We start from the raw sequence: 25,213 nt of genomic DNA on the forward strand, positions 1-25,213 counted from the left end.
CGGTTCATTAGAACCGGTTTTTTATTCTTCTACCATTGCTGGCAAAAACACTAATCTATCTTCCGATTGCTGAATAATAGCTTTATTTAAATACATTTTTACAAATTCTCCCTTTAGGTAACTCTCTGCTTGATTTTTATAAAACTTACTAAACCTGTTACCACTCTGCCCAGTTGGTAAAATAGCCATACTATTATTAATATCAGAAAAATCAACTATTCGTCTTGTTGATGGACCTGATTTCACCTTGTAAACACCTGTACTATCTAATGTAAAAGTGTGGTTGTTTATAACTTCATTACCTCCATGAGTTTCAAACGGACCAACATTAAAAATAGTTCTTAAAACACCTCCTGCTTTTCCTATGGCATGTTCATGTTCTACAGAAAAAACGCTATTCCAAGTCCAAGAGCTAATATCTTCACCTAATTGATTTTTTAAAAATAATATTGCGTTTTTAAAAGAGGCATTTACAATAAATGATTTGTCTTCAACTATATTATTTGTATTCACATTATCCCACCAAACAGATTTTGTTTTCGCCATTTGCACTGCTATCATTTTCTTCTGAATTGGAGCCCCATTCATAAATTGATTAAAACCACCTTGCATTTCGTCTTTAAAAGTATTTTTTAAAAACTCATAAATAAAGCGATTATAAATAGTTGGAGCCACTTTGTTTTTAGTGTAGCTTCCATCCCATTGAATTAAAATTTCTAACGCTTTCTTTTCTGTAGTTGATAAAGAAGCCACTTCAATAGCATCAACAGCATTACTAATAACTTCAGTTACAATAGGAGACTGAACATCATACATCATCGTAGCTACATCTTGTTTCGTAAAGTTAAACTTCGGGGCTATCAAACTAGTTATCCTTCTAGCCCTATCCTCAGGCAAATAATATCCAGGATATCTAAAGTTTGCTGTGCTATCTGTTTGGTTATTTGCTGAATATACATAACCCGATTTAGGATTGATTGCTTGAGGATTTTCACTGAAATCTAAATATTCTTGAATTTCATCTTTTCCAGAGGCTCCATTTAAATACACTTTTCTTTGTAAACTATCTCTGTATTTATACAGCTTAGCAGCTGCAAACCAAGCTACATTTTTATCGGCATCTCCATACATAACATTTAATCCTGGTGCATGAATTTTAGCGACTCCATCTTTAAACTCTTCCATACTTTTAGCATGGCTCATATTATAACCAACTTCTAGTAATTTATTTGGCAAGTGAGTATATATCCATTGCATGGAAATAGGTCTATCATCTTTTAAATGATCTATTAAACCATTCATAATAGGACCATGTTTACTTACACGAAGTTCATAAACAGTATCTTTAGCATTTTTAATTTTGATAGTTTTTTGGTAAGTTTTATATCGCTCATAACCATTAGGTGTTTTATACTCTAAATCATTATCGGGGTTATTCTCTTCTATATAAAAATCTACATCATCATTCTTAAACATAGTTAAGCCATAAGCATGTTTTTTGTTATGCCCGAGTAACGGAAAAGGTGTTAATGCTAAATTAAAGCCATACATTTCATAGTTAGGGGTTTTAATATGATTTTGATACCAAACAGATGGTTGTGAAAAGTTTATATGCGGGTCATTAGCTAAAATCACTTTACCATTTTGTGTTTTTTCAGGTCCTAAAACCCAAGCATTACTACCTTCTAAAGTTGAAACAGGTAATTTCTCTACTATTTCATTTATAGCTTCTATAAACTCTGTAGATATTTTCTCTTTTTTTGTACTTTTTAACAATGTTAGGTGTTCAATGGGTATATTTAATTCCTCTAAATATTCATTTCCATATTTTTCTTTAATCTCATTTAGCAAAGGATCTGTTTTATGAGCAGAAGCAAAACTAAATGCCATGTAACCAAACACATTATAAATATCATTAATGGTATATTTTTCCTTTTCAAGCCCAACTAAACGAAATTCTATTGGAGTTGTTCCCTTTTCAATAAATTGATTAATACCTTCTAAATAACTCATAGCTAATTTGTATGACGGCGTGTCTTTTTTTAAATCTGCTATGGTTTTATAAGCAGCTTCCTCTATACCTAAACCAGACATAAACTTATCTACCCTAACTAAATCCTTACCAAAAACCTCGCTCAATCTACCAGCGGCAATCCTTCTCATTAATTCCATTTGCCACAGCCTATCCTGCGCATGCACATAACCAAATGCTTTAAAAGCATCTTCTTCATTCTCAGCATAAATATGTGGTACCCCGTTTGAATCGTAAAAAACAGTAACCTTTTCTTGAAGTCCAGAAAGCTCTAACTCTCCTTTATAGGTTGGTTTTTGATTTTGGATAAATATCCAAGCAGCAATTCCAACAATAATTAATAAATAAAAAAAATACTTTACTAGTTTTTTAACTACATTCATTTTCGGTCTGTTTATGAAACATAAATATATAAACTTGAAACGTAAAGTTACCGCTACTTTAAATTTATTATTCCACAAAGCCGCTACAATTAAAGATTGTTTGTATTTTTGAAATACTAAATACAGTTTTCATGAAGAAAATACAAATGGTTGACTTACAGAGTCAATATCAAAAAATAAAAGATGTTGTAAATACTTCTATTGATGAAGTTTTAAACTCATCTGCCTATATAAACGGACCATACGTTAAAGAATTTCAAGCAGATTTAGAAAAATATTTAGGAGTAAAACATGTAATTCCCTGTGCTAACGGAACCGATGCTTTACAAATTGCTATGATGGGACTTGGATTGGCTCCTGGTGATGAAGTGATTACTGTTGATTTTACTTTTGCTGCTACTGTTGAAGTAATTGGTCTTTTGCAATTAACACCTGTTTTAGTAGATGTAGAACCCGATACTTTCAATATTGACATTAACGCTCTTAAAAAAGCCATCACTCCAAAAACCAAAGCTATTGTTCCAGTACATTTATTTGGTCAATGTGCAAATATGGAGGCAATATTGGCTATTGCTAAAGAACACAACTTATTTGTAATTGAAGATAATGCGCAAGCAATTGGAGCTGATTACACTTTTAAAGACGGAACTTCAAAAAAAGCCGGGACTATTGGAGACGTTGGTACAACCTCTTTTTTTCCATCAAAAAACTTAGGCTGCTACGGTGACGGTGGAGCTATTTTCACCAATAATGATGAGCTAGCTCATACTTTAAGAGGTATTGTGAACCATGGGATGTATAAAAGATATTATCATGATGTAGTAGGTGTAAACTCTCGATTAGATAGTATTCAAGCTGCTGTATTAAAAGCTAAATTACCTCATTTAGACACATATTGCCAAGCAAGAAGAAATGCTGCTAGATATTATAACAATGCTTTTGTAAATAATCCAAATATTATAACACCCGTAGCTAAATCAAACAAAAAAAACTGTAGTACTTCTATTTGCGATAATTGCAATTGTCATGTTTTTCATCAATACACATTACAAATAACTAATGGAAAACGAGACGAACTACATCAGCATTTATTAGACAATAATATACCTAATGCAATTTATTATCCTGTTCCTTTACATAAACAAAAAGCCTATGCTGATAAAAGATATAAGGAAGATGATTTTAAGGTAACAAATAAATTAGTAGAAACTGTAATTTCGTTACCTATGCATACCGAATTGGAAGAAGATCAATTAGCATTTATCACTAAAACAATTAACGATTTTATAAAATAATTAAAGCTCAGTACATACTGAGCTTTTTTTAACTTAGCTTAAATGAAAAAAATTTTAGTAACTGGGGGGCTTGGCTTTATAGGATCACATACTGTTGTTGAGTTACAAAAAAACGGATATAATGTTGTAATTATTGATAACCTTTCTAACAGTACATTAAGCGTTTTAGACAATATAACTTCTATAACAGGCACAAAGCCTGAATTTCATAACATCGATTTACACAATAAAAAAGCAGTACAGTCTTTTTTTAAGCAAAATAATATTAACGGAATTATTCATTTTGCTGCATACAAAGCCGTGGGAGAAAGCATGGATAACCCATTAGCATATTATGAAAACAACTTAGGTAGTTTGGTTTATTTATTACAAGAAATGAAAGAACATAAAATTGATCATTTTATTTTTAGTTCTTCATGTATGGCATACGGTACTCCAGAAAAACTTCCAATTACAGAAAAAACACCTACTAATAAAGCTGCTTCTGTTTATGCAAACACAAAGCAAATTGGTGAAGAAATTATACAAGACAGTTGTAAAGCATATAATAAAAACGCAATTGCCTTACGTTATTTCAACCCGATTGGAGCTCATGAAAGTGCTAAAATAGGTGAATTACCCAATGGTGTACCACAAAATTTAGTCCCGTTTATAACTCAAACAGCAGCTGGCATTAGAGAACAATTGCTTGTTTTTGGGAATGATTATGATACTATAGACGGAACCGCTATCCGCGACTACATTCATGTTGTTGATTTGGCAAATGCACACATTGTTGCTTTGGAAAGATTATTTAATAAAAAAAATAAAGCCAACTTTGAACTATTTAATATCGGAACTGGAAAAGGTAGTACCGTATTAGAAGTTATTGAAGCATTTGAAAAAGCTACAGGAAAAACCTTAAACTATAAAATTACTGAAAGAAGATCTGGTGATATACAAGAAATATACGCAGACCCTACTTTGGCTAATAATGAGTTAAAGTGGAAACCTGAAAAATCATTAGAACAAGCTCTTTTTGACGCTTGGCAGTGGCAAAAAAAACAATCATAAAAAAAGCGAACTTATTTAAGTTCGCTTTTTTATTTACTCTTCTAATGATGCACCGCTTGCGGTTACGCTCCTGTCTATTTTCCTCATTAACCCTTGTAAAACTTTACCTGGACCAACTTCAATAAATTCAGAACCTCCGTCGGTAATCATTTGTTGAATTGATTGTGTCCAACGTACTGGCGCTGTTAATTGCGCTATTAGATTTTTTTTAATCTCTTCTGGATCTGTAACGGCACTTGCTGTTACATTTTGATATACTGGGCAAGTTGGCGTACTAAAAGTTGTAGCTTCTATTGCTGCTGCTAATTCTTCACGTGCTGGCTCCATTAAAGGTGAATGAAAAGCACCTCCAACAGGTAACACTAAAGCGCGTTTTGCTCCTTTTTCTTTTAAAACCTCACACGCTTTATTAATCGCTTCAATCTCACCAGATATAACTAATTGTCCAGGACAGTTATAATTTGCAGCCACCACAACTCCATCTATTTCATTACAAACATCTTCAACTACTTTATCTTCTAAACCTAATACAGCCGCCATGGTAGATTCTTGCATTTCACATGCTTTTTGCATTGCCAAAGCTCTTTTAGAAACTAAAGTTAAACCATCTTCAAAAGATAATGCTCCGTTAGCAACTAAAGCCGATAATTCTCCTAAAGAATGACCTGCAACCATTTCTGGCTGAAAACTATCTCCTAAAACCTTTGCTAAAACAACAGAATGTAAAAAGATAGCAGGCTGCGTTACTTTGGTTTGTTTTAACGCTTCATCTGTACCTTCAAACATTATATCCGTAATACTAAATCCTAAAATATCATTCGCTTTTTCAAAAAGTTCTTGAGCTAATGGTGATTTTTCATATAAATCTAATCCCATTCCAGAAAATTGTGCTCCTTGACCCGGAAAAATATATGCTTTCATAATTTACTTTTTTCATTTGTTTTACAATGCAAACATAATCAATTTAAATTTTGTTAATTTCGTTGTCATGACAGAAAAAAACAAATCGTTAGCTTTAAATATTTATTTAATTCTAGCCTCTCTATTTATAGCATCTTTAGTTGCCTCAAACTTAATTTTTCAAAAGTTTTTTTATTGGTATCCTGTTAACATCACCGTATTTAATGTTAAGCTTTTTGAAGTTTCGGTAGGACTTTTACCATATCCAATAACTTTTTTGATTACAGATATTTTATCTGAAATTTATGGTAAAAAAAGAGCTAACCAAGTAGTAATTGCTGGTATTTTTGCTTCATTGTTTTCTTTACTAATTATATATGTAGGAAAGCATGCACCCGCTACTAACTGGTCTCCCGTTAACGATAATACTTTTAATTTAGTTTTTGGAGCTGCTCCCTTAGCTGTATTAGCTTCTATGCTTGCGTATTTATTTGCTCAATTTGTAGATATTAGAGTGTATCATTTTTGGAAAACATATACGAACGGAAAACATTTATGGTTACGTAATAATTTTTCTACTTTTTCTTCTCAATTTATAGATACTTTAACGGTATTGGTATTGTTATGTTTTTTTGGAATTGTACCTTGGGATAAGTTTTTAGGTCTTTTAATTAGCGGTGTAATTTTTAAAGTTTTAATTGCCGCGCTAGATACACCTTTGCTTTATTTAGCTGTGTATGGATTTAGAAAAAAATTCAACCTAAAATTAGGAGAAGAAATTAGACACTTTTAATTGCTTTAACAACTATGCTAAACAAGTTTTTTTATAACTTATATAAAAATCAATTTTCTTTAGAAGAAACTACTGCTATTTATTTAAACCTATTCACTAATATACTTATAATTAGCGTTATTGGATTTATCCTTTTTAAAACTATTCGTTTTTTTGGAAGACGAGTAATTCAAAAAATAATTAATAAAACCAATACTCAATTTGATGACATGTTGGTTAAAAACCGAGTGTTTTTAAATATTGCCAGAATAATTATTTTTATTATAACCTTAAACTTTCTAAAAGAACTACTTGTTGATTTTCCTAATGTATACAATTATACAGAACGGTTAATTACCATTATCATTATATTTTCTGTCATCTGGTTTGTGAGAAGTATTTTACTTAGTGTAAAAGATTTTTTAAGAACTATGGATGCTTTTAAAGACAAGCCTCTTGAAAGTTATGTGCAAATTTTTATGATTGCACTATGGTTAATTGCCATCATATTATCTTTTTCCGTTTTAACAGGAAAGCCTTTACTTAAGTTCTTAACCGCGTTAGGAGCTTTTTCTGCTGTATTATTACTTATTTTTAAAGATACTATTCTTGGCTTTGTATCTAGTATTCAAGTGGCAGTGAATGACACTGTAAGAATTGGGGATTGGATAACCATGGAAAAATATGGGGCAGACGGTGATGTTGTTGAAATTAACCTAACCTCAGTAATAATTAGAAATTTTGACAACACGGTTTCTAGCATACCAACCTATTATTTAACCTCTGATTCTTTTAAAAACTGGAGATCTATGAATAACTCTGGTGGAAGAAGAATTAAACGAGCTATAACTATTAAAATTAATAGTATTCGGTTTTTAACTCAAGAAGATGTTGATAATTTCAAGAAAATAGCATTAATATCAGATTATATAACCAAGGTTAGTAACGAAGTTAACACCTATAATTCAGAAAATAATATTGATAAATCTACGATAATTAATGGTAGAAATCTAACCAACTTTGGTACTTTTAGAGTGTATTTAGATAAATACTTGGAAAATCATCCAAAAATTAATCAAGATATGTTGTTAATGTCAAGACAACTGGAGCCTACTCCATATGGTATTCCTTTAGAAATATATGCATTTAGTAAAGAAAAAGGCTGGCAAGAATATGAACGAGTAATGGCTAATATTTTTGATCATATTTTAGCTTCTGTTCCGTATTTTAATTTGGAAATTTACCAGCAACCATCTAGTTTAGACATCCAACAAATGAACAACCAATTGAATGACAAAACATCATAAGTCAATTTTAATACAAATTATTAAAAAAAGTAAAACAGGACTTTTTAGTAGCATATATATTTTACTTTGTTTTTTTATAGCCATTTTTTGTTATGCTTTAGCTCCAGATAATACTTCGGCAGCTAATAATATGCATTTAGAAATTCATTCAAAACCTCCAGGTTTTAACATTTTAATGTTGCAAATACCAAGAGCTACCGATAGTAAAAAAACTGGGGTAATTTCATGGTTGTTACACGGAAAAAACAATATTTATGATGAAATACCCATTACATCTTTCACTATTAATAATAATACCTTAGAAATTATTAAATATGCTGATGGCTTACCAAAAACTTATACCAAACAACAGTTTAATAATGATAATTTTGAAAACTACATTCAACAAAAAAACTTTGTACTAGGAACTGATAAATACGGAAGAGATTTACTTAGCAGGTTACTAATTGGCACTCGTATATCATTTTTTATTGGTTTTGTAGCCGTTTTTATATCCTTATTAATAGGCATTCCTATCGGAGCAATTGCAGGGTATTTTGGTGGTAAAGTTGATACTTTTATTATGTGGTTGATTAACATAACATGGTCTATACCAACACTGCTACTTGTAATTGCCATTACTTTGGCCTTAGGTAAAGGTTTTTGGCAAGTTTTTATTGCTGTAGGATTAACTATGTGGGTAGAAGTAGCTCGAGTTGTGAGAGGTCAAGTAATTAGCACTAAACAACAACAATATGTTGAAGCAGCAAAAGCACTTGGATTTAGTGATTTAAGAATTATTTTCAATCATATATTACCCAATATTACTGCACCAATTATTGTTATTTCTGCAGCAAACTTTGCCGCTGCTATTTTAATAGAAAGTGGTTTAAGTTTTTTAGGTATAGGCGCCCAACCTCCTACTCCGTCTTGGGGAGCAATGATTAAAAATCATTACAACTACATAATTTTAGGAAAACCGTTTTTGGCTTTAATTCCAGGTCTGGCCATTATGAGTTTAGTAATGGCTTTTATGCTACTTGGAAATAAACTTAGAGATGTTTTAGATGTTAAAAATTAATCCGCGTTAGTGATTGTAACGGCATCCTTTTACGGTTTTCCGTAAAAGATACAGTAAAAAGCACGACCACGATAGTGGTAACGCCCAAAAGAAATTTGTAAATTCGCTTTTTTAAAAATTTTAATGAATGAGTTTTACAGTTAAATTTACTACACGTTGGGCAGATTTTGATGCTAATATTCATATGAGACACACTGCTTATAATGACTATGCAGCGGAAGCTAGGCTACGTTATTTTAATGAGTATGGAATTACGATACATGATTTTACCAAAGAAAAAGTGGGCCCTATTTTATTTGAAGAAAACACCAAGTTTTTAAAAGAAATTCACTTAGGTGAAGATATCAGTGTAAACCTTAAAATTGTAGGATTGTCTGGCAAAGGGGAACGTTGGAAAATTCAGCATGAAGTTTATAATAGTCAAGGAAAACTATCGGCTGTTATTACAGTTTATGGTGCTTGGTTAGATTTAGTAAAGAGAAAATTATCGGTGCCACCATTAAAATTTCAAACTATTTTTGATACCGCAGAAAAAGCAGATAACTTTGAAGAAATTATTTTAAAAAGTGATTCGTAAAAAACAACTGCTATCTATAATTAGTGTATTAATACTTGCTACTGCTTATTATATTGAACATAAAGTAAATAAGAGCAGTAGTAGTGTTGATACTACTCAAAGCACTCAACTCCCTAATAATGGATTTGATTTTTATCCGAGTTCTACCACTGGTGTTGTAGTGCATCATAACGGATATAGTTTTTCTTACAGTGAAAAACATGAACAAGCCGAATGGGTAGCGTATTCACTAAGTAAACAAGACATTGTTTATATTAATAGAAAGCGTCCATTTTTTATTGAGGACCCAAAAGTAAAAAGTCAATCTGCAGATTGGAGAAATTATAAAAATTCTGGTTATAATCGCGGACATCTTTGTCCTGCTGGTGACAGAAAAGCCACCAAAACTCTTTTTGATGAAACTTTTTATACCTCAAATATTTCTCCACAAAAACATGATTTTAATGCTGGTATTTGGAATAATTTAGAGCAAAAAGTAAGATATTGGGCTAAAAAATACAATCATTTATACATTGTTACAGGTGGAGTTTTAAATACCAACACTACTTTAAAAACTATTGGTAAGGAAAACGTAAGTGTTCCTAACTATTTTTATAAAATTATTCTTGATTATACAGAGCCAGAAATTAAAGCTATTGCTTTTTTAATACCTCATAAAAGTTCTAACAAACCATTGTACAACTTTGTGGTTTCTATTGATGAAATTGAAAAATTAACAGGTATTGATTTTTTCAAAAGTTTACCTGACAAAATTGAAGATACTTTAGAAAAAAGTAGCAGCTATAAAAAATGGTCATTTAGATAAAAAAAATAGGACAACACTTTAATTGTGTCGTCCTATATCAAACTTCCTTTTTCTTTTGTAATTCTTAACATTAGAAATAGTCCCCCAACAGTTTCTTTGTTACAATTACACTTCAAAGATACCAAAGCTTTACAGTTTCCTATTTCAATAATGTTACATTTTAAAAATATTTTAAAAAACATTGAAAAACAACTATTTAAGCTTTATTAAATAGCATTACAAAACTTTAATTTTGTAACATAACAACATATTAAAAACATTTTTTTAAGAACTATCCCCTCTAATTTTATTATCATGTAACTAGGAATGTTTTATCACTAAAAAAATAATCTTTTCTAAAAAAACATACTGCTTAAAAAGCAGAAAAGCACGGAATTATCCGTGCTTACACTTTCTTTCTTGTAATTAGCAGCTAATAAAATCCCCTACAAATTCTAATAGCTAAGAATGTAAATTCCTTTTAGAATTATACTATTCAGTTATGAAAGATATGAAACAAATTTACAGGTACTAAATAGTTAAGATGTTCAAAATTGTTTCATTTTACAAAAAACTAAAATAAGCCTCCAAAAGTTGTAAATATGTTACTATTGTTAGGTTTTGATACCTGTAACAAAACTATTCTAGATCTTTTTTATATTGATTTGGTGATTTTCCGTACTTATTTTTAAAGGCAGTAGAAAAATAATTTGGAGATGAAAAACCTGTTGAATATGCAATATCTGCAATAGTTAAATTATCATCAACTAACATCTCAACAGCTTTCTCTAATCGAATACCGTTTATAAAATCAGAAATACTTATACCTAAAAGTGCTTTTGTTTTTCGGTATAACTGAACTCTTGAAATACCCAATGTATCTGCCAAGACCTCAACCGTAAATGAGGAGTCATCTATATTTTTAGCAACATACGAGTGAAGACTTTCTATAAACTCATTATCTAAACTTTTGTTCTTACGAGTTCTCTTATTCTTTTTAGCTTTTGGCTTTTCAATTACTTGTTCATTGGTAACTGGTGTAACATTTACAATAGCATCATTATAAAACTTTTGAAGTTTTTTTCTATTATACAGTAATGATTGTAGTGATTGATTTAATACTGATAGGTTAAACGGCTTAGTTAAAAACATATCTACACCAGATTGTAAACCTTGAAGATGCGCATCATCATTAGATAATGCTGTTAATATAATAATTGGTATGTGTGATGTGGTAACATCTTTTTTTAAGGCTTCACAAATTTCAAAACCATTTTCTTTTGGTAAGTTTACATCACTAATTATAATATCTGGTACTATTTCTTTGGCTTTATCTATTGCGTCAATTCCATCAGACTCATAAACATTATACTGTATTGATAATTTAGATTTTAAAAACTTACGTAAATCAGAATTATCTTCAATTATTAATAATGTTTCTTTTTCGTCATCACTTTTTTGCAATACCGTTATTTCATCAAAATTAGAAACATCAAAAACAATAGTATCGCTTACTTTAACAGCATCACTAACTACAATTTCATTAGGTTTAAAATTTGATGACCCTTTTGGAATAGTAATAACAAATTCCGCTCCTTTACCCAATTCAGAATTTACTAAAATACTACCTTTATGAAGTTTAACATACTCTTTAGCTAAGTATAAACCTATTCCTGAACTACTTTGTTTATTATTGGAACCTAAAAAAAACTGATCGAATATTTTATCTTTCTCATTAGCAACAATACCTATACCAGAATCTTTAACTTTAATTGTTACCGAATTTTCATTCTCAGAAATATCAACTAAAATACTTCCCTTTTCAGGTGTAAATTTAAAGGCATTAGATAATAAATTGAACAATACATTATCAAATAAATCTCTGTCAATATATAATTGAGTTTCTTGTGTAGAAGACTGTAAATTAAAGTTGATGTTTTTCTTTTTACTCTCTGCCACAAAATCTTGAAAGATATTATTCACAAAATTGTAAATATTAGTTTTAGAAACTTTTAATCGGAATTTTTTACTTCCAACTCTTCTAAAGTCTAATAACTGATTAATCATACGTAATAATCGCCTTGAATTATTGTATATTAAATTAAACTCAAATGGTTTTTTCTTATCCTTTTTAGCTAATAAAGATTCAGAAGATGATAAAATTAATGATAATGGTGTTTTAAAATCGTGCGATACCCCAGTAAAAAAATTATTAGTTACCTCATTAGTAACTCGTAAATCTTCTGCTATTTCTTCAATTTCTTTTTTCTGAGTTGCTATTTGATCTATTAACTCAACCAATAACTTTTTTTGTTCAATTACTTTATTTCTAGATTTAAAAGTAACATATAGCAAGCCTAAAATTAAGCTTAGTAGAAATAAAGTAGCTATTAAAAAATTTCTTTGAGATGAATACAATTGTATTTGTTCCTGAATTTTACTTTGCTGCCTTTTTATATCCAACTCTTGGCTATTTATTAATCCAGCTTGTCTTTGTAGCAGGTCAACATTATTAGAGTCTATTACCACCGATGGTAATGTGATATGTTCAGCTACTTTACGTCCAGTAACAATATCCATTGCTGTTTTAAAGGCTTGTTTACCTCCTGTTGGATACAAAACAGATGCTAAGAGTACATTGTTTTTAACTAAATTAATTCCGCCCTTTGGAGCATTAACACCTCCTATTCCAATAATTTTTAAGCTTGAAGCCAACTCTAAATCTTTTGCCGCTTCATAAGCTTGAAAAGCTAAATCATCTGAATGCGCGAAAACAAAGTTAACTTCAGGATGTTTTTTCAAAAACGAAATAATTTCATTTTTTACACCAGGATTTTCGAATTTATCTTGTACAAAACCAATAGGTGTTATACTGGATATGTTGTTAATTGTATTATTAAAACCTTTTGATCTTTGTATTGTTGGCGTTGTTCCTGCCCAACCTTTAATTTCTAATACGTTAATCTCTTCACCACTCTCTATTAAGTATTTAGCAGTATTGACACCTACTTCATAATCATCGGCACCAATAAAACTAATATAATCTGCGTCTTCTATTTTTCTATTTAAAACAATAACAGGAATATTTGCTTTTGCTGCTTTTTTTAAAACACCGCGCAAGGGCTTAGGCGCGATTGGTGACACAATAATCACATCAACCTCAGCATCAATAAAATCTTCTATATCTGCTATTTGTTTATCTACATTTGCATTGGCATTTTTTATGATTAATGAAGCTTCTGGGTAAAATCCTGCTTCTATTTCCATTGATTGATTCATTGCTTTTCTCCAATCATCATTATTAGTTAATTGAGAAAACCCAATGGTATACTTTTTTTGTTTGTTATTTGTTGTACAACTAAGAAGTAATACTGTTAGCATTAAAAAAAATGCATTAAAAAAAAGTTTTTTCATCACTATGGTAAAGTTTGCCTTGTAAAAGTACTTATTTTTTTAAGTTTTAGTGAAATTATAATGTAGTAGTTAATGATTTTTTTAAACTTAAAACTGGCTAGATGTAATAGAAGAATACAAATCGTTTTTACTGTCTTCGATCTTTCATATTTAGAGTAACTTATTAATGTTGGTAATTTTATTCAAAAATTGAATTACTAAAACAAAAAAACGCTTTAGAAAAAATCTAAAGCGTTTTAAACTTGTACGGGTGAAGGGAGTCGAACCCCCACGCCTTGCGGCACTAGATCCTAAGTCTAGCGTGTCTACCAATTCCACCACACCCGCAGTAAAATAATTTGGTGTGCAAATATAATGAATAGTTGGTAACTACAAAGAAGTTCTTAATTATTTTTGAATATGTTTTAAACTATCTATTATTATAACTTTTCAAATACAACTCCAACTCCATCATTTTCAACCCCATTAGTGAAAATCATTTTATCCTCACTTAAATAATCACATGATAAAACTACCAACCAAGCAGTTTGAACATTATTCTCATTAGAATAAGCACCTCTTCCAAAATCAAGATATAACTTACCCTCTTCAGAAAAATAAGTATAATTTACTACAGCAGTTTCACCATCTACATCTGAATAATTTGCGTAACAACTATTATCTCCAAAAAGCACTTCTCCTAATCTCTCATTTACTTTAAATATATACACATCGTCTTTCATACAAGTTGTATAATCGTTATCAAGTATTTGATTACCATAATCAGAATAATAGTGAGTAATTTTCCAACTCTTTGCATCATTGTTATGTAAGTGAGTTAATTGTTCTGGTTGAATTCCAGTTGTAATTGTTTCTTCATTGTTAGTACAAGACAACAGCAAAACACTACCTAGTAAATAAATAATTTTTTTCATAGTTTTAGCTTTTAATATTAATATTCAATTAATTAGACTACTGTTAAAATTCCAAAATTCGTGCCAATTAAAAAATAGCATATAAAATTTTAAACTTATGATTGACATGAGGAAAATTATATTTTTAAAAAAAAGGTTAAATTCGCATAACTTACAATTTTACAGACTTTAAATATGCAAGACATACAATCTTATATTTCTGATAATAAAAATAGATTTATCAACGAACTTATTGAATTACTTAAAATACCTTCTGTTAGTGCAGATACCGCTTTCTCTCAAGATGTTTTAAATACTGCAGATGCTGTAATGAAAGCTCTTAAAGATGCTGGCTGTGATAGTGTTGAACTTTGTGAAACACCAGGATATCCTATTGTTTATGGTGAAAAAATTATAGATTCTAATTTACCTACAGTATTAGTGTATGGACATTATGATGTTCAACCTGCTGATCCTATAAATTTATGGGATTCTCCACCTTTCGACCCTGTAATTAAAGAAACTCAATTACATCCTGAAGGAGCAATTTTTGCTCGTGGAGCCTGTGATGATAAAGGACAAATGTATATGCATGTAAAAGCCTTAGAGTACATGACCAAAAATGATAAACTTCCATGTAATGTAAAGTTTATGATTGAGGGAGAAGAAGAAGTAGGATCTGAAAGTTTAGCTTGGTTTGTACCTAGAAATAAAGAAAAATTAGCAAACGATGTTATTTTAATTTCTGATACCGGAATGATTGCTAATGATATTCCTTCTATAACAACTGGTTTACGTGGATTAAGTTATGTTGAAGTTGAAGTAACTGGCCCTAATAGAGATTTACACTCTGGTTTATACGGAGGTGCTGTTGCTAATCCTATTAATGTGTTAACTAAAATGATTGCTTCATTACATGACGAAAACAATCATATAACAATTCCTGGATTTTATGATAAGGTTGAAGAATTATCTACTGAAGAAAGAGCGGAAATGGCTAAAGCTCCTTTTTCTTTAGAAAAATATAAAAATGCGTTAGATATTGATGATGTTTATGGTGAAGCTGGTTATACAACCAATGAACGTAACTCAATCAGGCCTACTTTAGATGTTAATGGAATTTGGGGTGGCTACACTGGTGAAGGTGCTAAAACAGTCATCGCCTCTAAAGCGTATGCTAAAATTTCTATGCGATTGGTACCAAACCAAGAATGGGAAGAAATTACTCAATTATTTAAAAAACATTTTGAAAGTATTGCTCCAGCAGGTGTAAAAGTTGAAGTAAAACCTCATCATGGTGGCCAAGGGTATGTAACTCCAATAAATAATATTGGTTACCAAGCTGCTAGTAAAGCTTATGAACAAACTTTTGGAAAAAAACCAATACCGCAAAGAAGTGGAGGAAGTATTCCTATTGTTTCTTTATTCGAAAAAGAATTGGAAAGCAAAACCATATTAATGGGCTTTGGGCTAGATAGTGATGCTATACACTCACCAAATGAACATTTTGGAATTTGGAATTATTTAAAAGGAATAGAAACCATTCCTTACTTCTATGAATATTTTACTGAATTATCTAAATAAATAAAAAACCGCTCATAGAGCGGTTTTTTTATATCGATATATACCAACTAGTCCTTATCCACCACCTATGCTTGTCATAAACATCAATTATATTACCACCTCTGTATTCAATACCTAATTCTAACTTATCTTTAGGACTAAGTTTATAACCTAAATAAGGTGATAATCGTAATTCAATACTTTCTTTATTAAAATTATATACATATTCATTTCCTAACTTAAAGTACATTTCGTTAACGTCTGTTCTTTCTCCATTAAGTGCTTTCTGTAATGCAAATCTATATCTCAATCTAAAAAAAGAATTTTCCTTAGTTGGAATATGCTGTTCAAAACCTAATCTATGAGCTACTTTTAATGTATTTATATTGGTTATAAAATTATATTGTTGTAAAAATCTATGTATAGATTCTCCTTTTTCAAATCGATGAACGTAGCCAAAGTTTAATGATTGTTGAAGGTTTGTTTTTACTGAAATAATTGAGGTAATATCTAACAAACTATGACTAAACTTAATAGTTTCATCACATACTACTTCTCTAACCTCAACACTGTTTACCCATTTGATACTATTACTTACGGGCAATGAAACAGTAATTTTTGGTAACCATCCCAATTCCGAATTGGTTTGTGCATAAAATTTAACCGATAATAAAATAAAAATCAAGAGCACTCTTTTCATGTTAAAACTCTAGATTATCTGTGTTAACTGGAGAAAACTTAAGCTCTTTTAAAATTTTCCCTTTTTTACTAATTAAAAACTCATAAAGATGATAGGTACTTTTCTTTTTTCCTTTTACGACTATTTCATAATTATAGTTTGTTATTAATCCGGCAGTTAATTTATTGATATCATTTTTATCAATATCTGTAAACTGTAATTGAACTTTTTTAATAGAAAACTTATTAAAAGAAGTACAAAGAAGGTTATTTATTAAAATTTGTTCATTTTTATCCAACTCCTTAAAAGCAATTCTCTTCTCAATATCAATTAAATTACCATCTGTCGTAAATTCTACACTATATGTATGCTTGTTAACTTTCCCTTTAGCTTCTATTGATTTCCCGTCTTGACTTTCTTCTCCATACCATTTAACATCTTTTTTGAAACCAAACATCGATGTGTAAGCAACTGCTTTTTTAGATACTTCATTTTCTTTTAAACGGTACTCCTTCTCAAATTTTACTTGAGAAAACATAGGGTTCATTAACACAAAAAAGAAACAAAAAGCTGCTATATACTTCATAGTTAAATTATTTTAACACGAAAATAAATAAAAAAACAGCAAAAAAAGCACTTCTACACTTGTAGAATTAAAACTTTATTCTACATTTGTAGAGAATAATCTAATCTTGTAGAACAAATGCAATTATCAAAATCAGAAGAACAAGTAATGCAATATTTATGGAAGCGAAAAAAAGCATTTATGAAAGATATATTAGAAGATTTTCCGGAACCTAAACCTGCAAATACTACAGTAGCAACTTTGTTAAAGCGAATGATTGATAAAAAATTTGTGGATTATAAGTTATATGGAAAATCAAGAGAATACTATCCGTTAGTTAAAAAATCAGATTATTTCTCTAAACATGTTAATGGACTGATTAAAAACTTCTTTAACAATTCTGCAACCCAGTTTGCTTCATTTTTTACAGAAGAAACAGATTTATCTCTTAATGAGTTAGAAGAATTAAAAAAGATTATAGATTCTAAAATAAAGAAACAACAAAAATGATGAGCTATTTAATTAAATCTGGATTATGTTTAAGCATTTTGGTTTTATTCTATTATGTGTTTCTTGAAAAAGAAAAAATGCATCAATTTAATAGATTTTACTTGCTAGCTAGTATTCTATTCGCTGTTATAATTCCTCTTTTCACTATAACTGTACAACCAATAAATACAGCTATTAATAACCAAGAACAACTATATATTAACTTTACAACAGTAAATGAAGCTCAAAATAACAATTTTGATTGGCTAATTGTTCTTTACACTTCTTATGCACTAATAAGTTTAATTTTAGCAGTAAGGTTTGTAAAAAACTTACTTTCAATTCTGAAAAAAGCCAGTTGTAGTCAAAAAATAAAAGAAAACAACATTTACTTAGTTTTAATAGAAGAAAACATACTTCCATTTACTTTTTTACATTATGTTTTTGTGAATAAATGTCAATACAATAACTGTAAAATACCAAAAGAACTTATCACACATGAAATTGCTCATGCAACCCAAAAACATAGCATAGACATTATAATTATAGAAGCGATTCAAGTATTTTTTTGGATAAACCCAATAATTTACTTTCTAAAAAAAGCTATAAAACTAAATCATGAATTTTTAGCAGATAATTGCGTTATCTCAACTTATAAAAACACTACTAAATATCAACATTTACTATTAGAATCTATTAGTAGTTCACAAAAACATTACTTGGCCAGTAATTTTAATTATTTATTAACCAAAAAAAGATTTATTATGATGCACAAAAAAAGCAAACAACAATGGTTATGGCTTAAAAAAACAGCTGTTTTACCATTAATAGCAACGTTAATTTTTGTTTTTGCAGAAAGAATTATAGCAAACCCTGTAATTATTGATTCTTCATTAAAACAAAATGAAAACACAACGAATGATATCAGCACTACTAAAGACATTAAAGATAAACTTAAGAAAGTTAACAAGTTAAAAATGGAATATGACACATTAGCTAAACCTAAAAAAATAATGGTTTACAGAGACAAAAAAGATCCTAAGAAATCTTATGTTTCATATACTGACGAAAATGACGCTACTATCGTAAAAAAAATGTCAAAACTTACCAAAAAAGAAATCTCTGAACTTCCACCGCCACCACCTATTAGTAAGAAACTATCAAGAAAAACACCATCAAAATCATTATTAAATGAATTAAAGAACAGTGATAAATATGCAATCTGGATAGACGACAAAAAGGTTAGCAATAGTACTCTAAATACATATAGTAATTCAGATTTCTTTTCATATTTTGGAAGTTTTGTTCATAAAAATGCTAGAAGTAAAAAAAATCCACAAGAATATCAGTACTTTCTTTTTACTAACAGTTATTATGCTAATAATAAAAAAACACCTATCATACCTCCTCCTCCACCAAAAAACTAAAGAAAGAACAAATAATTAAAGTTTAAAATCATCAGAAACACCAAAAATTGTAATGTAATTGATAAAAAACAGACATAATTTTTACATATAATTTCATATTAAAATAGTAAAAGCCTCAATTATGAGGCTTTTTTAATGAATTTTACTTTAGAAACTTTTTAGTAATATTGTAAAAATTAAATTGCATGAAAAAACATTACCTGTTATTGTTTTTTATTTCTTTAGTGTACTCTTTAAGTTTTGCTCAAGAAATAGATTACAACTTCGCTTCAATTCCTGATAGTTTAAAAATTAATGCTAATAGTATTGTTAGAAATCACCTATTAGAGATAAACATTATTTCTAGTAGAAAGCTCTCTGTTCACAAAAAATTAGCCGTTACTGTTTTAAATGAATCTGGGAAAAATGATGCTCTAATGTATCAACACTACAATAACGACACTAAAATTAAAAAACTAAGTATTAAAATTTATGATCAAAATGGCAAACAGATCGAAAAATTTAATGAAAATAAATTTACTGATGTTAGTGCTGTTGATGGAGTTTCAATTTACACAGATGCTAAATTAAAATACGTAGAATATACACCAACAGCTTATCCTTATACTGTAGAATTTGAAAGCGATACAGAAAACAACACAACTGTTTTTATTCCGGAATGGACCCCTGTAAGACAATATGAACAATCTGTACAAAAAAGCGCATTCATTATAAATAATCCTCAACAAATACCTTACAGAAAAAAAGAGGTTAATTTCAACAACTACACAATTGAAAATCAAACCAATGATCAGCAAATAAAATATATTTTAAAAAATCAAAAAGCATTGAAACAAGAGTCTGTTTCTCTTCCTTATTTTAAAATATTACCTGCTGTAAAAGTAGCATTAAACAATTTTAGTTTAAAAGGGGTTTCTGGATCAGCAAAAAACTGGAAAGAATTTGGTTTATGGATGAATGAAAAATTACTGAATGGAAAAAATCAATTAGATCCAACCGTAGTTGCCGAAGTAAATTCATTGGTGAAAAATGCTAAAAATGATGAAGAAAAGGCGCGAATTATTTATCAATATGTTCAGGATAGAACAAGATACATCAGCGTTCAAATTGGTATTGGCGGTTGGACACCAACTCCAGCCAATGAAGTTCACAAATTAGGATATGGAGATTGTAAAGGCTTAACCAATTATACACATGCTTTATTAAAAGCAGTTGGTGTTACATCATATTACACCATTGTTTATGCTGATACAAAACGAGATATTGATGAGAATTTTACATCAATGCAAGGAAATCATGCCATTTTAAACATACCTAATAATGGAAATGATATTTGGTTAGAATGTACTAGTCAAACTATACCTTTTGGATTTTTAGGTGATTTTACACATGATAGAAACGTATTGGTTGTTACACCTAATGGAGGAATTATAAAAAAAACTCCTAGCTATTTAAACAAAACAAACATACAAACTACTAAAGCAAACGTAACTGTTAATAGTAAAGGTTCTATTACTGCTGATTTTGAAAGAGAATCTAGAGGAACTCAATATGACCAAAAAAAATATACTACCTCATACTCTGAAGAAGAATTAATTAAACATTACAAATCTAATGTTTGGGATTACAACAATAATTTAGAGCCTAAAAACATTTCAATAAATAATGATAAAGAGAAAGTTGTTTTAACAGAGAAAATAGCTGTTAATATTAGTGAATACGCAACAATTACAGATAGTGAAATGCTTTTACGTTTAAATATATTTAACAAATTCTCTTACATACCTAAAAGATATAGGAATAAAAAACATGATTTTAGAGTATCTGGAGGTTTTTTAGATAAAGATGAATATACAATTAAAATACCAAATGAATATACCATCAACTCTTTACCTACCCCTAAAAGTATTACTTCTAAATTTGGGGAATATATTATTTCTGTAGAAAAAATTGATGCTAATACGTTACTATACAAAAAACACTTTTTATTAAAAGCTGGTGAATATCTTAAAACAGATTATAAAGCTTATAGAAACTTCTTGAAAAAAATATCTAAATATGAAAATAGCAGAATTGCGCTCTCTAAATCTATTTAAAAAATTAACCATAGCTGTATTTATAGCTTTTAATGTTTGTGTAGTAAACGCTCAAAGAGAAAAATCAACACAACTAGGTAACGTTTCAAAAGAAGAGTTATTAATGGAAGTGTATCCAAAAGACTCTGCTGCTACCGCACTCGTTTTATTAGATCATGGAAATACTTACATTGATGAAGAAAAAGATTTTAAATTTAGAACTGATTATTATAAAAAAATCAAAATACTTAACAAATCTGATTTACACCGAGCAACAATTAACGTAAAACTATACAAAGATGAAAAAGTAATTAATGTAGAAGCAATTACTTATAATCTCGAAAACAGCACGATTAATAAAACTTATCTAATTGATGATAAGATATTTGAGAAGAAAACTAGTGGAAAATGGAAAACAGTAACATTTACGCTTCCAAATGTAAAAGAAGGTTCTGTTTTTGAGTTTAAATATAGTGTTATATCGCCTTATTCAATACTAGATGATTGGTATTTCCAAACAGATATACCTTCAATAAAAAGTAGATACACCTTTTCTATCTTAGGAAACTGGAAATATAACACTAGAATTATAGGTTTCAAAAAATTAGATTTCAGTGATTCTAAACTCCAAAAAGGATGTTTATATATTCCTGGAATTGGAAATGGAACCTGTATCAATGTAACTTACGAAATGAATGATATTCCTGCTTTTAAGGAAGAAGATTATATGTTAAGCCCTAAAAACTATTTATCAAGACTTACATTTGACTTAGTTACTTACACTAAATTAGATGGCACACAAAACCATTATATTAAATCATGGAAGCACGCTGAAAAAGAGCTAAAAAACAGTTTTTTAGACGGGCAGACTTCTAAAAAAAATTATTTCAAAAAAAAATTACCACAAGAGCTATTCAATATAAATAACAAACTAGAACAAGCAAAACAAACGTACTACCATATACAAAATAGGTTTAACTGGAATAACAAATATTGGACATCCGATAAATTAAAAGTTAAACGTTCTTATGATGAAAAAAAGGGAAGTGTAGACGCTATTAACCTTGCTTTATACAACTCGTTACAAGCTGTAGGTATTGAAAGTTATTTAGTAGTATTATCTACTAGAGATAATGGCCACCCAACTAAGCTTTATCCTATAATTAAAGATTTTAATTATGTTATAGTTAAAGCTGTAATAGATAATAAAAATTATTTTTTAGATGCTACTGATAAATTTCTACCCTTTGGTGAAGTTCCTATGCGCTGTTTAAATGGTGAAGCACGAGTTTTAGACTTTAAAAATGGAAGTTATTGGGAAGAAGTTTCTTCAAGATATAAAACTAACTCAAGAACCAATATTCAATTTTTAGTAAATGATGATCTTCAAATATCTGGTAAAATTAAAAATACAAGTAAAGGATATTTTGCTAAAAATAAGAGAGAAAAATTATACGCTAAAACTAAAGATGAAATTTTAGACATTATAGAATCTGAACATCCAATGATAGAAGCTGAAGATGTAATGATTTCTAATTTGGATAACAATGAAAAACAATTAATTGAAGAATATACCTTTACTGTAAGTAATGATGATAACGATAACTTCCTTAAAATCAACCCTTTTTTTTACAATAGAGTTTCAAAAAATCCTTTTAAACTTAAAGAAAGGAATTATGCTGTAGACTTTGGATATCCAAGAAACACAACTTATATGTTCACTTTAAATATCCCAAGTGGTTACCATGTTGTTAAAACTCCTCAAAATAAAGGTATAAGTCTACCTGAAAAAACTGGAAAATACGTGGTAAACGTTAATAAATCTGAAAACTCAATTACTGTTATTTATAAACTAAGCATAAATCAAAAAGTTTTTAGCAGCCATGGTTACCACTACCTAAAAGAGTTTTTCAAAAACATAATAAATTCACAAAATCAAATTATCGAACTTCAAAAAATAAAGCTATGAAAAAAACAATATTAATTCTTTGCATTATTATAAGCCAAACACTTATAAGTCAGGAAATAAAATTTGGAAAGGTCAGCAAAAAAGAATTACAAGAAACTTTTTATGATAAAGATTCATCTGCAAGTGCTTCTTATTTATTAAAAAAAAGAAGAACATATTTTACATACAATAACACAAGTGGTTTTTTAGTAGTATCAGAATATCATGAACGTATAAAAATATATACTAAAGAAGGACTGGATTACGCTACAAAAAAAATAAATTATTATTTTCCTGAATCTGGCGATAGAGAGTCTATAAATTCTTTAAAAGGCTATACTTTTAATATAGAAGACGGTAAAATTGAAAAAGAAAAATTATCTAAAAAAAATATTTTTGAAGACCGAATAAGTAAATTTCGAAAAGAAAAGAAAATTACTTTTCCTGCAGTAAAAATTGGAAGTGTAATAGATGTAAAATATACGCTAACCAGTCCTTTCTGGACTATAGAGGATTTAAACTTCCAATACAGTATTCCTGTTAAAAGATTAGACTACCAAGTTGAAACACCAGAATATATAGTTTTTAATAAAAGAGCAAAAGGGTTCTTTTCAATACCTGTAGCAGTTAGTAAAAAATCATCTGCGTTAACTCCTGGATCAACAATCACATTTACCACAACTGTTGATAAATTTGAAACCGAAGATATAAAAGCAATTAATCCTAATGAGCCTTATGTTGGTAATATTAACAATTACAGAGGAGGTGTGTCCTACGAGTTATCTAGTACTCAATTTCCAAATTCTATGTTTAAAAACTACGCATTAGACTGGGAGGACGTTTGTAAAACTATCTATAAATCTTCTGCGTTTGGTGTTGAATTACATAAAAGTTCATATTACAAAGAAGACCTAAATAATATTATTTCTAATAGCTCATCTGAAATTGAAACTATTGCTAGAGTTTTCACACATGTTAAATCAAAGCTGAACTGGAATGAATATTATGGTAAATACACCGATAAAGGTGTTAGAAAAGCATATAAAGATGGAGTTGGAAACGTTGCCGAAATAAATTTAATACTTACATCAATGTTACGCTCAGCTAATATTGATGCAAATCCTGTTTTAGTCAGTTCGAAAAACAATGGAATACCAGTTTTTCCCACTCTAAAAGGTTTCAATTACGTTATTACTAAAGTTAATCTTGCCAATGGACAATATATATTATTAGATGCTACTGAGTCATATAGCTTTCCTAATTTGCTTCCGTACAGAGCTCTTAACTGGTACGGTAAAGAGGTTTTAGAAGGTGGTAAAATTAGAGACGTTAAACTAGCACCCTCAACAGTTGCTAAAGACACTAACTTCATGAATATTACTATTAATGAGGAAGGAACAGTAGAAGGGATGATTCGAAAATCACTATCAGGTCATTTAGCTATGTTTCATAGAAAAAGTAATAATCACAAGAAAGATGAAGAAATAATAACAGAATTAGAAGATAAGTACAATATAGAAATTGATGAATATAATATTCATAATAAGTTAGATTTATCAAAAGGTATTACGCAAAGTTTTAAATTTACTAGTGAGGATTTTGTTGAAGAAATTAATGGGAAACTTTACATTAACCCATTGTTATTTTTAGCTCTTAATGAAAACCCGTTTAAAAGTAAAGAAAGGTCATTTCCTATAGACTTTGTTGTTCCTTGGGAAGACAAATATTCTATTTCAATTGAAATACCAAAAGGTTATAATGTAGAGAGTTTCCCTCAAGAAATTGCTATTGGATTACCTGATAATATTGGAACATTTAAATACATCATGGTTAACGACGGAAAGAAACTTAAGTTAATGTCACAAACAACTTTTAAACAAAATATGATTGGAGCCAATTATTATGAATTTGTTAAAGAGTTTTATTCGCAACTTGTTAAAAAACAATCAGAAAAAATAGTATTTATAAAATCATAAAAAGCGCCCAAATGGGCGCTT

19 protein-coding genes and 1 tRNA gene are annotated in these 25,213 nt (G+C 29.3%); 13 read left to right on the forward strand and 7 right to left on the reverse strand.

All coding sequences use genetic code 11. From position 1 onward, the window contains the following. Window positions 1-21: 21 nt before the first annotated feature. Window positions 22-2,415, reverse strand: a complete 2,394-nt coding sequence (locus ACFQ1U_RS09675; RefSeq protein WP_386107760.1) for a penicillin acylase family protein — start codon at window positions 2,413-2,415, stop codon at window positions 22-24. A gap of 131 nt (window positions 2,416-2,546) precedes the next feature. Here ACFQ1U_RS09675 and ACFQ1U_RS09680 point away from each other — a divergent pair, with 131 nt between their 5' ends. Next, on the forward strand, window positions 2,547-3,710 hold the full coding sequence (locus ACFQ1U_RS09680; protein WP_386107762.1) for a DegT/DnrJ/EryC1/StrS family aminotransferase: 1,164 nt from the start codon (window positions 2,547-2,549) through the stop codon (window positions 3,708-3,710). 42 nt (window positions 3,711-3,752) lie between these two features. Beyond that, on the forward strand, window positions 3,753-4,763 hold the full coding sequence (galE, locus tag ACFQ1U_RS09685; protein WP_386107764.1) for a UDP-glucose 4-epimerase GalE: 1,011 nt from the start codon (window positions 3,753-3,755) through the stop codon (window positions 4,761-4,763). 33 nt (window positions 4,764-4,796) lie between these two features. On the opposite strand, the gene fabD is transcribed toward galE, so the two are convergent. Continuing rightward, window positions 4,797-5,684, reverse strand: coding sequence for an ACP S-malonyltransferase (gene fabD / locus ACFQ1U_RS09690; RefSeq protein WP_386107766.1), 888 nt, complete (start codon window positions 5,682-5,684; stop codon window positions 4,797-4,799). Window positions 5,685-5,751: 67 nt separating this feature from the next. Between fabD and ACFQ1U_RS09695 the strand changes: the two genes are divergently transcribed. The 5 genes from ACFQ1U_RS09695 to ACFQ1U_RS09715 all read left to right on the forward strand — a co-directional run bounded on the left by ACFQ1U_RS09695 (window position 5,752) and on the right by ACFQ1U_RS09715 (window position 10,184). Next, window positions 5,752-6,456, forward strand: coding sequence for a queuosine precursor transporter (locus ACFQ1U_RS09695; protein ID WP_386107767.1), 705 nt, complete (start codon window positions 5,752-5,754; stop codon window positions 6,454-6,456). A gap of 14 nt (window positions 6,457-6,470) precedes the next feature. Next, entirely contained in the window at window positions 6,471-7,742 is a 1,272-nt protein-coding gene (locus ACFQ1U_RS09700) for a mechanosensitive ion channel family protein (protein ID WP_386107769.1), read from the forward strand. After that, complete coding sequence (locus ACFQ1U_RS09705) at window positions 7,726-8,802, forward strand: ABC transporter permease (protein ID WP_386107771.1); 1,077 nt, start codon at window positions 7,726-7,728, stop codon at window positions 8,800-8,802. Before ACFQ1U_RS09700 ends, ACFQ1U_RS09705 begins: the two co-directional genes overlap by 17 nt. Window positions 8,803-8,929: 127 nt before the next feature. Then, a complete protein-coding gene (locus ACFQ1U_RS09710) occupies window positions 8,930-9,379 on the forward strand; it encodes an acyl-CoA thioesterase (protein WP_386107773.1) in 450 nt (149 codons plus the stop codon). After that, on the forward strand, window positions 9,372-10,184 hold the full coding sequence (locus ACFQ1U_RS09715; protein WP_386107866.1) for a DNA/RNA non-specific endonuclease: 813 nt from the start codon (window positions 9,372-9,374) through the stop codon (window positions 10,182-10,184). Before ACFQ1U_RS09710 ends, ACFQ1U_RS09715 begins: the two co-directional genes overlap by 8 nt. A gap of 618 nt (window positions 10,185-10,802) precedes the next feature. Here the strand turns inward: ACFQ1U_RS09715 and ACFQ1U_RS09720 are convergent. From ACFQ1U_RS09720 to ACFQ1U_RS09730, 3 genes are all read right to left on the reverse strand, one after another. Next, entirely contained in the window at window positions 10,803-13,577 is a 2,775-nt protein-coding gene (locus ACFQ1U_RS09720; protein WP_386107776.1) for a substrate-binding domain-containing protein, read from the reverse strand. Window positions 13,578-13,822: 245 nt separating this feature from the next. Next, window positions 13,823-13,904, reverse strand: a tRNA-Leu gene (locus ACFQ1U_RS09725). Window positions 13,905-13,996: 92 nt separating this feature from the next. Next, on the reverse strand, window positions 13,997-14,491 hold the full coding sequence (locus tag ACFQ1U_RS09730; RefSeq protein ID WP_386107778.1) for a hypothetical protein: 495 nt from the start codon (window positions 14,489-14,491) through the stop codon (window positions 13,997-13,999). Window positions 14,492-14,665: 174 nt separating this feature from the next. On the opposite strand from ACFQ1U_RS09730, the gene ACFQ1U_RS09735 reads away from it, so the two are divergent. After that, window positions 14,666-16,054: a dipeptidase gene (locus ACFQ1U_RS09735; protein ID WP_386107779.1), complete on the forward strand. Its 1,389-nt coding sequence runs from the start codon at window positions 14,666-14,668 to the stop codon at window positions 16,052-16,054. Window positions 16,055-16,082: 28 nt separating this feature from the next. Here the strand turns inward: ACFQ1U_RS09735 and ACFQ1U_RS09740 are convergent, their stop codons facing one another. Both ACFQ1U_RS09740 and ACFQ1U_RS09745 read right to left on the reverse strand, forming a co-directional pair. Continuing rightward, complete coding sequence (locus ACFQ1U_RS09740; RefSeq protein WP_386107781.1) at window positions 16,083-16,733, reverse strand: DUF2490 domain-containing protein; 651 nt, start codon at window positions 16,731-16,733, stop codon at window positions 16,083-16,085. Between the two features lies 1 nt (window position 16,734). After that, window positions 16,735-17,298 (reverse strand): hypothetical protein, encoded by a 564-nt coding sequence (locus tag ACFQ1U_RS09745; RefSeq protein WP_386107783.1) that lies wholly within the window; start codon window positions 17,296-17,298, stop codon window positions 16,735-16,737. A gap of 117 nt (window positions 17,299-17,415) precedes the next feature. Here ACFQ1U_RS09745 and ACFQ1U_RS09750 point away from each other — a divergent pair, with 117 nt between their 5' ends. From ACFQ1U_RS09750 to ACFQ1U_RS09770, 5 genes are all read left to right on the forward strand, one after another. After that, on the forward strand, window positions 17,416-17,787 hold the full coding sequence (locus ACFQ1U_RS09750) for a BlaI/MecI/CopY family transcriptional regulator (RefSeq protein ID WP_386107785.1): 372 nt from the start codon (window positions 17,416-17,418) through the stop codon (window positions 17,785-17,787). Next, on the forward strand, window positions 17,784-19,193 hold the full coding sequence (locus tag ACFQ1U_RS09755) for a M56 family metallopeptidase (RefSeq protein ID WP_386107787.1): 1,410 nt from the start codon (window positions 17,784-17,786) through the stop codon (window positions 19,191-19,193). The genes ACFQ1U_RS09750 and ACFQ1U_RS09755 overlap by 4 nt, the downstream gene beginning before the upstream one ends. 185 nt (window positions 19,194-19,378) lie before the next feature. Then, window positions 19,379-21,289 carry a DUF3857 domain-containing transglutaminase family protein gene (locus tag ACFQ1U_RS09760; RefSeq protein ID WP_386107789.1) on the forward strand — a complete coding sequence of 637 codons (1,911 nt, stop codon included), beginning with the start codon at window positions 19,379-19,381 and terminating at the stop codon, window positions 21,287-21,289. Beyond that, complete coding sequence (locus tag ACFQ1U_RS09765) at window positions 21,252-23,237, forward strand: DUF3858 domain-containing protein (RefSeq protein ID WP_386107791.1); 1,986 nt, start codon at window positions 21,252-21,254, stop codon at window positions 23,235-23,237. Before ACFQ1U_RS09760 ends, ACFQ1U_RS09765 begins: the two co-directional genes overlap by 38 nt. Then, window positions 23,234-25,192 (forward strand): DUF3857 domain-containing protein, encoded by a 1,959-nt coding sequence (locus ACFQ1U_RS09770; RefSeq protein WP_386107793.1) that lies wholly within the window; start codon window positions 23,234-23,236, stop codon window positions 25,190-25,192. The genes ACFQ1U_RS09765 and ACFQ1U_RS09770 overlap by 4 nt, the downstream gene beginning before the upstream one ends. Window positions 25,193-25,213: the final 21 nt, after the last annotated feature.

Origin of the sequence: Tenacibaculum geojense, from assembly GCF_042676005.1 — a bacterium.
GTDB lineage: Bacteria > Bacteroidota > Bacteroidia > Flavobacteriales > Flavobacteriaceae > Polaribacter > Polaribacter geojense.